The 14405-nt window shown below is 62.3% G+C and carries 11 protein-coding genes and 1 pseudogene; 6 read left to right on the top strand and 6 right to left on the bottom strand.

Features of this window, described 5'->3' with window-relative positions; translation table 11 throughout:
* Positions 1-28: 28 nt before the first annotated feature.
* From acnA to C2R22_RS22935, 4 genes and pseudogenes are all read left to right on the top strand, one after another.
* A complete protein-coding gene (gene acnA, locus C2R22_RS22920; protein ID WP_103428077.1) occupies positions 29-2806 on the top strand; it encodes an aconitate hydratase AcnA in 2778 nt (925 codons plus the stop codon).
* 332 nt (positions 2807-3138) lie between these two features.
* Entirely contained in the window at positions 3139-5394 is a 2256-nt protein-coding gene (locus C2R22_RS22925) for a copper-translocating P-type ATPase (RefSeq protein WP_394342406.1), read from the top strand.
* 84 nt (positions 5395-5478) lie between these two features.
* Positions 5479-5655: pseudogene (locus C2R22_RS26735) on the top strand (succinylglutamate desuccinylase/aspartoacylase family protein); the annotation flags it as partial.
* Between the two features lie 194 nt (positions 5656-5849).
* Positions 5850-6824 (top strand): sulfite exporter TauE/SafE family protein, encoded by a 975-nt coding sequence (locus C2R22_RS22935; RefSeq protein ID WP_103428079.1) that lies wholly within the window; start codon positions 5850-5852, stop codon positions 6822-6824.
* Between the two features lie 87 nt (positions 6825-6911).
* Here C2R22_RS22935 and C2R22_RS22940 read toward each other — a convergent pair whose 3' ends face one another.
* Complete coding sequence (locus C2R22_RS22940) at positions 6912-8327, bottom strand: ABC1 kinase family protein (protein WP_162562632.1); 1416 nt, start codon at positions 8325-8327, stop codon at positions 6912-6914.
* Positions 8328-8606: 279 nt separating this feature from the next.
* Here C2R22_RS22940 and C2R22_RS22945 point away from each other — a divergent pair, with 279 nt between their 5' ends.
* Positions 8607-8726: a YHS domain-containing protein gene (locus tag C2R22_RS22945; RefSeq protein ID WP_245903114.1), complete on the top strand. Its 120-nt coding sequence runs from the start codon at positions 8607-8609 to the stop codon at positions 8724-8726.
* A gap of 82 nt (positions 8727-8808) precedes the next feature.
* A complete protein-coding gene (locus C2R22_RS22950; RefSeq protein WP_103428082.1) occupies positions 8809-9012 on the top strand; it encodes an ATP-binding protein in 204 nt (67 codons plus the stop codon).
* Positions 9013-9037: 25 nt separating this feature from the next.
* Here C2R22_RS22950 and C2R22_RS22955 read toward each other — a convergent pair whose 3' ends face one another.
* From C2R22_RS22955 to C2R22_RS22975, 5 genes are all read right to left on the bottom strand, one after another.
* The gene (locus C2R22_RS22955; protein ID WP_103428083.1) at positions 9038-10651 is read right to left on the bottom strand and encodes an AAA family ATPase; all 1614 of its coding nucleotides are present in this window, start codon (positions 10649-10651) and stop codon (positions 9038-9040) included.
* A 177-nt stretch (positions 10652-10828) separates the two neighbouring features.
* Positions 10829-12430: a hypothetical protein gene (locus tag C2R22_RS22960; RefSeq protein WP_245903087.1), complete on the bottom strand. Its 1602-nt coding sequence runs from the start codon at positions 12428-12430 to the stop codon at positions 10829-10831.
* 560 nt (positions 12431-12990) lie between these two features.
* Positions 12991-13866 carry a DUF6166 domain-containing protein gene (locus tag C2R22_RS22965; RefSeq protein ID WP_103428084.1) on the bottom strand — a complete coding sequence of 292 codons (876 nt, stop codon included), beginning with the start codon at positions 13864-13866 and terminating at the stop codon, positions 12991-12993.
* Between the two features lie 17 nt (positions 13867-13883).
* A complete protein-coding gene (locus C2R22_RS22970) occupies positions 13884-14138 on the bottom strand; it encodes a hypothetical protein (RefSeq protein ID WP_103428085.1) in 255 nt (84 codons plus the stop codon).
* A gap of 1 nt (position 14139) precedes the next feature.
* On the bottom strand, positions 14140-14388 hold the full coding sequence (locus tag C2R22_RS22975; protein WP_103428086.1) for a hypothetical protein: 249 nt from the start codon (positions 14386-14388) through the stop codon (positions 14140-14142).
* Between the last annotated feature and the right edge of the window lie 17 nt (positions 14389-14405).

Raw genomic sequence — 14405 nt, forward strand, 5'->3', positions numbered from 1 at the left:
CAAGAGTCGGGTGACCGTAGCAGAAGGTATGTCCGATCCGACCCCGTTCGACGCGGTTCGCGAGTTCGAGTTCGACGAGACCACCTACAAGATGGCGGACCTCACCGCCCTCGAAGAGGCGGGACTCTGTGAACTCGACCGCCTCCCCGTCAGCATCCGCGTCCTCCTCGAATCCGTCCTCCGCAACGTCGACGGCGAGACCATCACCGCCGAGGACGTTCGCAACGCCGCCTCATGGGAACCAGACGTCCCAGATGTCGAACTCCCGTTCACGCCCTCGCGAGTCGTCCTGCAAGATCTCACCGGTGTCCCCGCCGTCGTCGACCTCGCAGCACTCCGATCGGCGGTCGACCGACAGGGGAAGAACCCGGGCATCGTCGAGCCGGAGGTGCCCATCGACCTCGTCATCGACCACAGCGTCCAGGTTGACTTCTTCGGGAGCGAGGACGCCTACGAGCGCAACGTCGAACTGGAGTACGAACGCAACGGCGAGCGGTATCGCGCGCTCAAGTGGGCCCAGCAGGCGTTCGACGACTTCAGCGTCGTCCCGCCGGGCACCGGCATCGTCCACCAAGTGAACCTCGAATATCTGGGGCAGGTCGTCCACGCCCGCGAGCAGAACGACGAAAACTGGCTCCTCCCGGATACGCTCGTTGGCACGGACAGCCACACGCCGATGATCGGTGGCATCGGCGTCGTCGGCTGGGGCGTCGGCGGCATCGAAGCCGAGGCCGCCATGCTCGGCCAGCCCATCACGATGAAGCTCCCCGAAGTCGTCGGCGTCCGACTGACGGGCGAGCTTCCTGAGGGGGCCACTGCCACGGATCTCGTCCTCCACGTCACCGAGCAGCTCCGTGAGGTGGGCGTTGTCGACCGTTTCGTCGAGTTCTTCGGACCGGGCGTCTCGAACCTCACCGTCCCCGACCGCGCGACCATCGCGAACATGGCCCCCGAACAGGGCTCGACCATCTCGATGTTCGGCGTCGACGAAGCGACGCTCGACTACCTCGAACTCACAGGGCGCGACGAGAAGCATATCGAACTCGTCCGGGAGTACCTCGACGCTCAGGGGTTGTTCGGCGAACAGAACCCCGAGTACACGGAGACGGTCGAACTCGACCTCTCGACGATTACGCCCAGCCTCGCCGGGCCGAAGCGTCCGCAGGACCGCGTCCCGATGGGCGACATGAAGACCCACTTCCGGGGGCTGGTTCACGGCGAATTCGAGGACGATCTCCACGAAATCGACGAGGACGCGCTCACGCGCTGGCTCGGCGAGAGCAGCGTTGCCGACGACCGCCCCGACGCCGACCTCCCGGAACCGGACGTGGGCGAACTAAACGACACGGTCGAGGTTGACCTCGACGGTGAGACGACCGAAATCAGACACGGAAGCGTCGTCGTCAGCGCTATCACCAGCTGTACGAACACGTCGAATCCGTCCGTGATGCTCGCTGCAGGCCTACTCGCGCGCAACGCCGTCGAGCGCGGCCTCGATGTCCCCGAGTACGTCAAGACCAGCCTCGCGCCCGGCAGCCGCGTCGTCACCGAATATCTGGAAGCGTCCGGCTTGCTCCCGTATCTCGAAGACCTCGGCTACAACGTCGTCGGCTACGGCTGTACGACCTGCATCGGAAACGCAGGGCCGCTCCCCGAACCCATCGAGCGGGCCATCGACGCCGAGGACCTCTGGACGGCGAGCGTCCTCTCGGGTAATCGGAACTTCGAAGCGCGCATCCACCCGAAGGTCAGAGCAAACTACCTCGCCAGCCCACCGCTCGTCGTCGCCTACGGACTCGCCGGGCGGATGGACATCGACCTCGAACGCGATCCGCTCGGCACCGACGAGGACGGCGAGCCGGTCTACCTCTCAGACATCTGGCCCGACGCCGACGAGATCCACGCGGCGGTCCACGACAGCGTCGATGCCTCGATGTTCGAGGAGAAGTACGCCGAGGTGTTCGAAGGCGACGAACGCTGGGAGGCCCTCGACGCACCCACGGGAGACGTCTACGAGTGGGACGAGTCCTCGACGTACATCCGCGAGCCACCGTTCTTCAAAGACTTCCCGCTGGAGGAGCCCGGCGTCAGCGACATTGAGGACGCTCGTACCCTGATGCTACTCGGTGACACCGTCACGACCGACCACATCAGCCCGGCCGGGCCGTTCTCTCGAGAGCAGCCTGCCGGCGAGTGGCTCGTCGACCAGGGCGTCGAACCCCACGAGTTCAACACCTACGGCGCACGCCGGGGGAACCACGAAGTGATGATGCGCGGCACCTTCGCCAACGTCCGCATCGAGAACGAGATGCTCGACGGCGTCGAAGGCGGGTACACGATCCACCAGCCGACCGGCGAGGAAACGACGGTCTTCGAGGCGAGCCAGCGGTACCGCGAGGCCGACACGCCACTCGTCGTGTTCGCCGGTGAGGAGCTCGGCACCGGATCGAGCCGCGACTGGGCCGCGAAGGGGACCGACCTCCTCGGGGTCCGGGCGACCATCGCCGAGAGCTACGAACGCATCTTCCGCGACAACCTCGTCGGGATGGGCGTCCTCCCGCTCCAGTTCGCCGACGGGGACTCCTGGGAATCGCTCGGTCTCGACGGCTCCGAACACGTCGCTATCCGTGGTCTCGACGACAGCCTCGACGTGAACGAGGAGCTCACCGCCGTCGCCGAGCGCGCCGACGGCTCGACCGTCGAGTTCCCGGTCACCGCGCAGGTCGGCACGCCTGCCGCCGTCCGGTACGTCGAGAACGGCGGCATCCTGCATCTCGTGCTCCGTCGCTTGCTCACCGACGAATAGTCGCGTCCGACCACGATTTGCCGACCCAGCAAATCGCCTCTCGGCTATATCGTCCCGTCGTTCCTATCAGCAGGTGACGATGAACGGTTGATGGTAATCCCCCCCACTGTCCCCTCGTCGCAAGGGCAGTCTAACGACGCCGCCCAGCGCTGTCGAAGGCGTCGTTCTCTCGTTACGAGATTGCCGAGTATCCGGAAAATCGGTGAGGGACAGATCCCCGCCCAGCGATCGAACCGATGGGAGGCTCCCACATTTCGGAGAGCACCCTATCCAAGTCCTACGCCGGAACAGTGGGGGACACCATCATGATACGTGAACATCAACAACAAGCCATGACGAATCACGACCACCACGACAGCGGAGAGAAGCGGCCACCCCAATCGCAGCCCCCGAAACAGTACGAACGGGCACCGAGTTGTTGCCGACTCTGTCGGCTGGAGGCGGACGGGTCAGGGCGGAGCACTGATGCCGAGTCGCTCCCCTCCGAGCGAGAGCCGGGAGAAGTGGACGCTCACGAGGGCCACGAACACCACGCATCGGCCGACCGGGGGGCGGGCCACGAAGATGACCACGGACCGTCCGGTCACGACCACGACGACGGCCACGGCGCGCACACCGACCACTCGGGCCACGAAGGGATGTTCCGTCGGCGGTTCTGGGTGTCGCTCGTGCTCTCGGTTCCGGTCATCGTCTTCAGCGAGTTCATTCAGGACGTCTTCGGCTACACTACGCCAGCATTCCCCGGCAGTAGCCTGATCGTGCCAGTCCTCTCGGTGATCGTCTTCGCGTACGGTGGCGTCCCGTTCCTCTCGATGGCCCGGACGGAACTGAAAAACCGCGAGCCGGGGATGATGATGCTCATCTCGCTCGCGATCACCGTCGCGTTCGTCTACTCGATGGCGAGTCTGTTCCTCCCAGGGACGACGCCGTTCTTCTGGGAACTCGTCACCCTGATCGACATCATGTTGCTGGGCCACTGGATGGAGATGCGCTCGGTCCGGCAGGCCTCCGGCGCGCTCGACGAACTGGCGAAACTGATGCCCGACACCGCCGAGCGCGTCACCGAGAGTGGAGACACCGAGGAAGTCCCCGTTTCCGAGCTCGGTGAAGGAGATGTCGTGCTCGTCCGTCCGGGGGCGTCGGTTCCCGCCGACGGCGAGGTCGCCGAGGGCGAGTCTTCGGTCGACGAGTCGATGATTACGGGCGAGTCCCGGCCCGTTGACAAAGAACCCGGCTCCGAAGTGGTCGCGGGGACGGTCAATCAGGACGGAAGTCTCCGCGTTCGAGTGACGAAGACCGGCGACGCGACGACCCTCGCGGGAATCATGCGCTTGGTTGACGAGGCCCAGAAGTCGAAGTCCCGTACGCAGTTGCTCGCCGACCGCGCGGCCGGGTGGCTGTTCTACATCGCACTCGGTGTCGCCGCAATCACGGCCGTCGCGTGGGTCGTCGCGGTCGGCTTCGAGATCGCCGTCCTCGAACGGGTCGTCACAGTCCTCGTTATTGCCTGTCCCCACGCGCTCGGCCTTGCCGTCCCCCTAGTCGTCGCCATCAACACCTCCACCGCTGCCCAGAACGGGATGCTCATCCGCGACCGGATCGCGATGGAAGAGGCACGGAATCTCGATACGGTGATGTTCGACAAGACGGGGACGCTCACAAAGGGCGAACAGGGCGTCGTCGGCATCCAGACGGCAGCCGACTGGGACGAAGAGCGAGCACTCGAGATCGCTGCCGGCGTCGAGGGCGACTCCGAGCACATGATCGCGCGTGCCATCCGAACCGCAGCCGAGGAACGTGGTGTCCAGCGAGCCAGCGTCTCTAACTTCGAGAACCTCCGTGGGCTCGGCGTTCGGGCCGTCGTCAACGGCGACACGGTCCACCTTGGCGGGCCGAACCTGATCGAGAGACTCGATATCGATCGATCTGACGAACTCGTGTCGTTCGCCGAGGAAGCCGGTTCGAACGCCCAGACCGTCATCTACCTCATCAGAGACGAATCCGAGGTCGTGGCGGCGTTCGCCCTCGCGGACGTGATTCGTGAGGAGAGCCACAAGGCCATCGAAGCGCTCCATGGAATGGGCATCGAGGTGGCGATGCTCACTGGAGACTCCGAGGACGTCGCACGTGCGGTCTCCGAGGAACTCGGCATCGACCAGTATTTCGCGGAGGTGCTTCCAGAGGAGAAGGACACGAAGGTCGAAGCGCTTCAGTCCGAGGGCAAACTCGTCGCGATGGTCGGCGACGGCGTCAACGACGCCCCAGCCCTGACGAGAGCCGACGTCGGTATTGCTATCGGCTCCGGGACCGACGTCGCTATCGAGTCGGGCGACATCATCCTCGTCGACAACAACCCGCTCGACGTGGTGCGCCTCATCCGACTTTCGAAGGCGAGCTACCGGAAGATGCAGGAGAACCTCGTCTGGGCGACGGGTTACAACGTCGTTGCGCTCCCGCTCGCCGCCGGGATTCTCGCGCCCATCGGTATCCTCTTGTCGCCGGCAATCGGTGCGGTGTTCATGTCGCTCTCGACGATCATCGTCGCGATCAACGCCCGACGGCTCAGACGGGTCGATCTCTCGGCATGAGACGATACCGATGACGACACAGCCAGTATCCGTCGGTGGACGCACGATCACACCGGGGGAGAGGAGTCGTTCCGTTTCGCGTGAAGTGAGACGTATCACGGCGACGCACTCGAAATTCCGGGTATGATCATCAACGGCACGTCGGACGGTCCGTGCGTCTTTCTGACTGCGGCTGTCCACGACGACGAACTCAACGGCGTCAAGATCATCCAGGAGGTCGCAGCTCGTTACGAGCCCTATGATCTCCACGGAGCGCTCGTCTGGCCAGGTAGACACGAGCAAACAACCACCGAATTCGACGTAATTGGTGAAAGCCCAGTTGACCAGCCGGCCCTTCGAATCGAACACGCAACAGCGAGCCTCGAGATTAAATCAGAACCCAACGGTCAATTATCTATTATTTGGTGAGTCATAAGCACGTTCCCATCCAATAAGAAGGGAGCAGTTGAAGCAAGATGGTACTCATAGAATCAGAAGCACTGTTCTTCGTTGGATTCGGGCTCGTAGTGGGTATCCTCTTCGGGTTCTTCGGACTGGGCGGGAGCTTCTTTGTCACCCCGGCGCTCCTCGTGCTCGGCCACCCCGCCGAAGCCGCCGTCGGTTCCGGTCTCGTATTCGTATTCGGTACCTCTATCGCCGCTGCGGTCACACACCGGTCTGCCGGACACATCGACTACCGGCTGGGAGTTCTCCTCATCCTCGGGACGGCTGTCGGTATCGAGGCTGGCAGACGGGTACTCTTCTGGCTCGCCGAGAAGGAACTCGCGGATTTCACCATCAGTGTCGCCTACGTCGTCCTGTTGGCAGGAGTCGGATTGCTCATCCTCCAACGGGTGCGACGGGATCGTCTCGTCAACCCCGGTGACCGGCGTTCCTCACCAGTGTTCGAACGGTACACGCTCAGTCAATTGCCCCCAGTACTCAGTCTCCAATCAGATGTACGCGTCTCGGTTTGGCTCATCCTCATAGTTGGCCTCGCTATCGGAACACTCTCTGGTTTCCTCGGCGTCGGGGGCGGGTTCCTGATGATTCCGAGTCTCGTCTACGGAGTGGGTATCTCGAAATCGATCGCAGTCGGGACCGATATCTTCCAGATTGCAGGGTCCAGTGCGTTCGGGTCGGTTCGCTATCTTCAGGAAGATGCAGTCCATTTCTCGGTCGTCATTCCGTTACTCGGCGGGAGTATCCTCGGGTCGTACGTCGGTTCGCGCCTCACCGACATCGTCGACGAGAGCGCGTTGATGGGCTATTTTGCGGTAATGCTACTTCTCGATAGCATCGCAGTGGCGAGTAAGACGGTCAGCCACACCTACGGCATTCGGATCCTCCACGACCTCAGTCTCGTCCTCCTCATCGGAACTGCACTCGGCGTCGCCGCCCTCATCCTATATCGAGGAGGACGAACTGCCTACCACGATTCGGCTGGATAAACGTACCCTCGAAAGCTCCGAGTAGATCGCGTCATGGCAGGGTTCGTCGAGAGTTCGCTGGACAATTGCTAGACGATCGCCACCCTCTCATGGTGAGTCATCACGTGAGGACCGGACGAACAGATAGAGGAAGACGAGAACGACACCCAGTCCCAGAAGCGAGTAGGTAGGCTCCACCGAGACGAGCAGTGCAGTTCCGATAAGTGACGCGGCTGCAAGAATCGCATACCCGAGCGAGCGTGACCCCTGTTGCTGAGGACGAGTGGCGGTGCGTGTTCGTTCTGTCTCTCGTGCATCTAGCTCTCGTTCGAGTTTCGTCGGGAGTCGAAGCAGCGCCCAGAGTGACGCCTCGAGCTCACCTCGCATCTCGGCGAGTTTCATCCGGGCGGCTCGTTCCATGAAGCCGTGCTCGCGGAGGAACGTCTGTGCAGCTGCGAGGAAATCGAACTCCGGATCGAGCTGTCTGAGAACCCCTTCGCTGATCGAGCCAACCCGGAGGACGAGCATGATATCTGGAGGAATACGAAACGGGAACTCGTGGAGCATCCCGGTCACCTCGCTGATGATCCGCTGCCAATCCACGGTCTCGCTGCCCTCCAAATCCTCGATGACCAATTCGAGGACGTGACCAACGGCCGCTCGATTAGCGTCAGGATCGAGCGCCCCGAGCGCGATGAGTTCGTCGATGATTCCGTCGACATTTCGATTGACGGCGGCGAGATAGAGATTCACGACGCTATTCTGCATAGCTGGTGTGAATCGGCCACTCATCCCAAAATCATAGAAGACGATACGACCCTCCTCATCGACGGCGAGGTTACCGGGATGTGGATCGCCGTGATACACACCGTGTTCGAGCCCCATCGTGAAGTACGCATTCGCCACGTCCCTCGCGACACGCTCCGGGTCGTGGCCCTCGGCTTCGAGGTTGTCGACGTCGGTGACCTTCGTCCCCTCGACGTAGGCCATGGTGAGGACACGTTCCGAGGAAACATCCTGGTAGACCCGTGGGATGACGACCGACTCGTTTCCGTCACTCTCGAAATTTGCCCTGATCTCGTTCATCATCCGGGCTTCCCTCTCGAAGTCGAGTTCCTCCAGAATGATGCGCTCGAAGTCGTCGGCCATGTTTCGGAGGGAAAACTGGAGGCGCTCGGGGGCAACCAGCATCACCAGCGGGATGAGTCGGCGAATGATGCGCAGATCGGTCTCGATGAGATCTTTGATGCCTGGTCGTCGAACCTTCACGACGACCTGGTCACCTTGATACGTCCCCCGATACACCTGCGCCAATGACCCGCCAGCGATCGGTTCCGGATCGAAGTCGTCGTAAGAGTGATAGCCGACATCATCGGCGAGTGCGGGAATCATCTCGCGATATGGGCCTGTCGGGACTGCATCCTGCAGCGTGACGAACTCCTCGGCGTACACCTGCGGGACGACGTCGGGGCGAGTTGAGAGAACCTGTCCGATTTTCACGAACGTCGGGCCGAGATCCAGCATGGCGTCGCGAAGTCGGCGAGCACGCAGTTCGTGTGTCTCTCGAGAGAGCGAACGTGAGTGCCCAAAGAGCAGATACCGACGCCGGTCGCGAAGGAATAGTATCACAAACGGGAAGAGCTTCCTCAGAATTCGGAGCAGCCGGAGAGAAAATCTGACCATCAGAGATAGTATGAACTTCTTCCGTCGTTCCCTAATAGATACGTGTTGAACCATTCCGAAATGACCATTCGACTGGAGAGCGAACCAGTTTCTTGAATGCCAACCGACCCTGTCTGTGGAATGGAACTCACATCTAGCGACTCAGTCGCTACTGTCCGACACGGTGGGGAGACATACTTTTTCTGCAGCGAAGAGTGTCGACAGCGATTCGAGGACAAGCCAACTGTATATACTGAGTGATTATTTGACGGCTAGTCCTCATACCAGAGGAATTGAGGGCGAGAGTGAGTATCTGGAGACGGTGAAGCAGGCGCACGATCGGATGAAGGAGATTTTCGAGTTCGGGCACACTTCCAGTGGGACGGGATTAGGACTGACGCTGGTCCGGAAGGTTGTCTGCATCCACGGCGGAGAGATCAATGTGAACGAGGGTGAGTCTGGCGGTGCCCGTTTCGAGATTACCCTCCCTGCGCCCGACGTGATCGACCATGTTGACGAGGCACGAGGTTCGGAATTGTTCCACTGAACCACTGCGAGGATGACACACGCCCCTACAGGTAGTCGTTGAGGGTTTCGTAGGCATCCTCGGGATACTGATTCGGTTCTGCGACCGCCCAGAGCTCGTTCTTCGTCGCGGCCTTCGGTGACGCTCCATCCTCGATGTGTTCGCAGAGGATGGTGAGATTCCGGGTCGACAGCGTCGGCCAGGACTCGTTCTGCCGCGTCTGGTGAGCGAACTGGACGATCTTCCGGAGCGTCGGGCGGTCCACCACGACGTCCGTACTGTTCACCTGGCGGTCGAGCGTCTCGACTTCCTCCTCAACGTCCTGGATGTAAGGCTGCTCAAACGCTCGGAACCGACCACGGGTGGCGGAGTTCATCGGCTCGGAGTCGCGGTACTCTCTGGTGGGCGGGTTCATCGTGATGACGAGTCGCGCAGAGGGGTGGGGCTCAACGAGTTCCCCGTGGGATTTGACGAGGAGCGTCCCCTCGTTCAGGAGCCGGTGGAGTGCGATGGCCGCGCCAGCCTGCATGACGGGGAACTCGTTGATGACGATGGTATCGCCGTTCAGCAGTCCTTGTTTCACGGCGCCGTTGCGGGGCACGATGACGTCGCCGTCGGGAACGAGCGGCCCGAAGAGGTCCTCGGGTTCAGTCGCTCGATCGACGTCGATGGACTGGTAGCCACGGTTCGTCTTGTGGCAGAGGTACTTGAGCAGGTAGTTCTTCCCCGATCCCCGGGGGCCAACAACTCTAACGGGGACGAGTCCACGGGCGAGTTTCTTCGCGATGAGTTCGTCGAGCGGGAGCTGGAGGCGGGGGTCGATGGGAACGGCCGGTGGGATGACCTCACCGTGTTCGTCGACAGGGAGAGCATCGTAGCTCGCATCGGGATGGGTCGCGGCCTTCGGGACGCTGGGATGGTCGGGGTTGTCGAGGATGTGGAGACCCGTAGGGACGGGAGTCCCGGCGTTCCGACCGATGCTGGAGACGTACATCCCACGTTCGTCGTCGGGGTCCCAGCCTTCGGCTAAGAAGCGCGGTTCGCCGACGGATTCGGTGACGAGCGAGAGGTCGGTGACGCGGGCTTCACCGAGGCCGGTGTCTGGATTGCTCCGTTGGCTGTAGAAAGCGGCGGCTCGCTGTGCGAGGCGGTGCCCCACGGGGACGTGTCGCTGGGCTTCTTTGAGGAGATTCTCGGCGCGGCTTTCGGTGAGGGTTCCGGTGAGGCCGGCGATGTCGTCGGTGCTGGCGTTCGCGAGTGCGGTGAAATCATCGTAGCCGGCGTCGTGGAGGGCGTCGTTGATCGAGTCGGTGACGACGCTGATGACGCGGAAGTCTGCGCCGGTGTCGTGTTGGAGTTCGCCGAAGGCGTCGGTGATGACCTGTGGTTCGGGCCCCTGTGGTGAGACACCGGCGATAGTGGCGCTTCCGCTCTGTGACCGATTCAGCGTGTAGATGCCTGCGTCTGCGCCGTCGTCGATGAGGTCGGCGGCGTCCTGGTCGGAGAGGTCGGCGTAGTCGGAGACGCGGAGGGTGACGCGTTCGACGGGGATGTTTCCGCCTTCGCGCTGTAGGAGTCGATTCACGAGGTGTGAGAGGATGACCTGCTCCTCGGGGCTGTCTGGACTGTCGGGACTACCGGATGTCGTGGTTGAGGACATGGGGTTAAGTTTGCGAGGCCGAGTCTGTTCGGCTCCTCCACGCTTCCGGGAGCGACAAACGATACTCAATTCGCCTCCGGCCACGTGCAACGGTCGGTGGCTGGAGGCGGCCTCCGGTGACTCGAGAGAGGCCATCTGCGGTGCGTTCGAGACGCTTTCGGGCCCGCTGTGAGTGGGCTAGGCGTCGCCAAGCCGCTGCTGGAGTCGGTCTTGGACGCGCTGGGCCTGCTGGTCGGTGAGGTCGGCTTCGGTATCGACGCTGATGCCGGGAATATCGACGATGTCCTCGAGAGCGTCTGAAAGCGTCTGTTGACTCTCAGGGAGAACTCGTTCGGCATCCGTATCGGCTCGCCGGTCGTGTTCCTGCATCGCCAACTGAATCATCATCGCGGGCTTCCTGAACAGTTCTCCGGCGACTTCGAGATACTCCTGATAGGAGTCCGAGGCCTTCGAGCCGTCGTATTCCTCAAGGAGTGCGATGAGCAACGAGAGCTGGATGTTGAAGACGGTGGGGCGGTGTGCGGGCTTGGCGATTGAGGTTACACGCACGGCGGCGCGCTCGGCGTATTTGAACGCGACCCCCCAGTAGGTGTAGCAGTCTTCGAGCGAGAAGGGGAGGTCGTCGAAGTCGTAGGCGATGGCGCGGGTCCGTCGGATGGCGGTATCGACTTCGATCATCCGCGTGTCGATGTCGTCGTAGATGTTCCGCCACCACTCGCTGATCGGAACGCGGCCCTGTTTGCGCTCGTGGGCGGCGTTCGTCGCCTGCCCGTAGTGGCGTCGCGTGTAGCGCTCACCCATATCGGGGAGGACTGTCCCCGAGTCGGGGAAGAACAGGATGGGCCTCGCCCAGAGTGTTTGCGTGCCTCGGAAGTCGTACCCGGTTTGAAACCCGCCGTAAACAACTGTCTCCGGGGCATCGGAGTCGGAGTGGGAGTCGGTCTCTGTATCACTCGTGTCACTGTCGGCCTGAGCGGTGCTGACGACGCTCGTGATACCGCCTTCGTCGACGGCGTCCTCGAGGTCTGCTTCCCCACCGGAGACGACGTGGCGGAGGCTGGGACAGATGACGACCATTTTGAGCAGGCCGCCCCAGTCGCGGTAGGATACCCATCCGAAGGCGTCGGTTTCGCCCCGTTGCTGGAGTGCACTGATGATGGGGAGATACGCGTCCTGTGGGTTGATGATGCTGTAGGAGTCGCTGGCGATCTGCCAGCGGAATTTGACATCGTAGCCCAGGGCGTTCAATGCTTTCCGGCGGTCGTCGACGATGTCCTTGTGGTCACGGACGCGAACGACGGCGTCGGCGCTACTCCCAGCGGCGAGGTCCTCGAGTGAGCGATCAGTGGCGGCTTCGAGGGCGTCGATATCGAGGCCATGCACATCGCGGATGGCGGTGGTATCGACGCGGCCGCTCGATTCGACGAAGTCGTTGGTCGCCCAGAGTTCACCTGGACTGGCCTTCGGCAGGACGCGAATCGCCTCTTTGAATGAGCGAGGTGAATCGGCGAGACACCGGGTTTCCGGTGGGATTTCATCGGGATACGACCCGCTGTCGGTCTCGGTGAGGCCGGCAAATTTGATGTCGGTCTCTCGGGTGAGGAGGTCGGCCAGGGCGACGGCTGGGCGGTCGGTCACCCCGGACGCGTCCCCGCTGTTCGCGTGCTGGGTTTCGTTAGTTTTCGTATTCTTGCCCTCGGCCGTGGCTTCGGTTTCAGTCTCGGTCTCGGTCGAGGTGGGCGATTCGGTATCGGACGTGGTGGTGGGTTCTGTGGACATTGGAGTGGAGTGTTTCCTCGTACGAAAAGTGGCAACCGCCAATGGGTGGCTCAGCGGTTGTTGAGAGAGACCGGAGAACGGAGGTGGAAGTACGGTCGGGGGCAGTGCATCGGTTCGAGAAGAAACGGACGAAGAGAGGTCAGGACAGGAGCCTCAGCGGAGAGGGGAGAGGAGATCGGGGTGAACGGGAAAGTGGTGCCTCTGACGAATGGCGTGTCGGTGCGCCCTCTGTAGGGGAGAAAGAACGGAGGGTGTTCCGTTCTGAGGACGGAGGGCGAGTTGTGGTACGCCCACGCAGAACCGCGCTGAGCCGTTGGTGTCGACACAACGCGCTAGGAGCGCTCCGTGTGGACGTCCGCCCTCCACAGCTTCCGGGGGAGACAAAACGAGTCCTACGCAACGGCTGGACCGGCCGGCGAGTGGGTCTGTTGCGTAGGAACAAGCAGACTGCAGGCCGCGACTCCCAGCTCGACGGACGGGGAGGAGAGGAAGAATCCAAGAGAACGTGTAGAACCCGTATCATACGGGTACTGCTCAGGGGTTGAGAGCGAGCTGTGGCGTCAGGCATCATCACCGTCTGCGAGGGCGCTCCGGAACGTCTGTTGGGCGCTTTCCCCGCCCGTGGCTTCCGAAAGCGTCATTTCCCGGCCACCGTGTTCGGGGATGTACTCTTCACCGCCGAAGTACTGGACGAGGCCGGGGCGAGCGGCGGTGAGTTTCTTCGCGGTCGCTTTGCTAATGCCGTTTAATCGCTCGTGGTGACGACCGAAGCAGATCCAGCCGGCGAGGTCGCCCATCGTGTCGAACTCGCGGACGAGCGTACTGCGGGCGTTCGAGGGAATGGAGAGGCCCGGAACCCGATACAGGGTACTCGAGGAGATGGAGTCGGTACTCGGGTCTTCCTCACCGTTCCAGATGGCGAGGAGACGACGGAGGTTGTCGCGCCGGTTGCCGCTGGGCCAGAGGACATCGTCGAATTTCTCTGTGAGTGCGATCTCCTCAGCGTACGTGATGGCGTCGAGGTCGACGTTCTCGAGAGCGGGCATAGCCTCTGGACTGGGGGCGGTATTCGCTGGATAGTCGCGACCGTCGATGGCACGGACGTAGTCTGGACTCCGGAAGTCGCTCCGCTTGATTTCCCAGGTGTCATCAGTGAGTTCGCGCCGGACGAAGTTCTCGGCGAACAGGTGGTGGTGTTCGACGGCGTAGTCCACGCCTTTGTACGGGGCGAGGAGCGCGATGGCGAGTTGGCAGGCTTTCTCGTCGGAGGCGTCGGGCCCCCAATCGAAGCCGCCAGGGGCGACACGATGGACGAACAGATGCTTATCCAGAAGGTTCTCCCCGGAGTAGACGAAGTTGCCTCCGATGGAGCGTTCGCCTCGGTACGGTTCGGTCTTCCACTTGGTCTTTCTGGAGTAGTCGGTTTTGGCTGGCATGGTGTGAGGTGAGCTGGTTAGCCGGTGGCGTGCTCGGATGTAGGCGGGCCGGTCGGTGCTGCGCTGTGGTCGCGGTCGTGATAGATGAGGTACTCGTCGCTGCTGAGGAACTCGAGGACGCAGTAGGCACATCCGGCGTGGTCGGCGGGCCAGCTGTCGAGTCGGTACAGCGTGTGCGAGTTCCACCGACAATACGGACATTTGCGTTGGTCGCCGGACTCGGCTTCGGATTCAACGATAGCGAGAGGCGCTGCGTAGCGGTCGAGAGCCATCTCAGCCGAGCGCCCCGGTGGGATCGGTGTTGTTCTGGGTGGATTCGCCCGGCGTCCCGGAGATGGAATCGTCGTTGAGAGTGAGGTTGAGGTGGTGTTCGCCGACGGGAGTCTCTGGCGTATCGGGATGGAAGACGCGGATGGTGATGGCGTCCTTGCGGGCGGTGCGGTCGATGGTGACGATGAAGTCGTCGCCGAGGCGAACGTCGGCGTAGGTTTCGCCGTCGCTGAGGGTGGTGAGGGAGTTCATGAGGATCTGAGGTAGTG

Origin of the sequence: Salinigranum rubrum (assembly GCF_002906575.1) — an archaeon.
Classification (GTDB): Archaea; Halobacteriota; Halobacteria; order Halobacteriales; family Haloferacaceae; genus Salinigranum; species Salinigranum rubrum.

Bases quoted from the DNA above. Each gene is read 5' to 3' on its own strand.
- acnA (WP_103428077.1), top strand. From the start codon at position 29: ATGTCCGATCCGACCCCGTTCGACGCGGTTCGCGAGTTCGAGTTCGAC.
- C2R22_RS22925 (WP_394342406.1), top strand. From the start codon at position 3,139: ATGACGAATCACGACCACCACGACAGCGGAGAGAAGCGGCCACCCCAA.
- C2R22_RS22935 (WP_103428079.1), top strand. From the start codon at position 5,850: ATGGTACTCATAGAATCAGAAGCACTGTTCTTCGTTGGATTCGGGCTC.
- C2R22_RS22940 (WP_162562632.1), bottom strand. From the start codon at position 8,327: ATGCTGGATCTCGGCCCGACGTTCGTGAAAATCGGACAGGTTCTCTCA.
- C2R22_RS22945 (WP_245903114.1), top strand. From the start codon at position 8,607: ATGGAACTCACATCTAGCGACTCAGTCGCTACTGTCCGACACGGTGGG.
- C2R22_RS22950 (WP_103428082.1), top strand. From the start codon at position 8,809: ATGAAGGAGATTTTCGAGTTCGGGCACACTTCCAGTGGGACGGGATTA.
- C2R22_RS22955 (WP_103428083.1), bottom strand. From the start codon at position 10,651: ATGTCCTCAACCACGACATCCGGTAGTCCCGACAGTCCAGACAGCCCC.
- C2R22_RS22960 (WP_245903087.1), bottom strand. From the start codon at position 12,430: ATGTCCACAGAACCCACCACCACGTCCGATACCGAATCGCCCACCTCG.
- C2R22_RS22965 (WP_103428084.1), bottom strand. From the start codon at position 13,866: ATGCCAGCCAAAACCGACTACTCCAGAAAGACCAAGTGGAAGACCGAA.
- C2R22_RS22970 (WP_103428085.1), bottom strand. From the start codon at position 14,138: ATGGCTCTCGACCGCTACGCAGCGCCTCTCGCTATCGTTGAATCCGAA.
- C2R22_RS22975 (WP_103428086.1), bottom strand. From the start codon at position 14,388: ATGAACTCCCTCACCACCCTCAGCGACGGCGAAACCTACGCCGACGTT.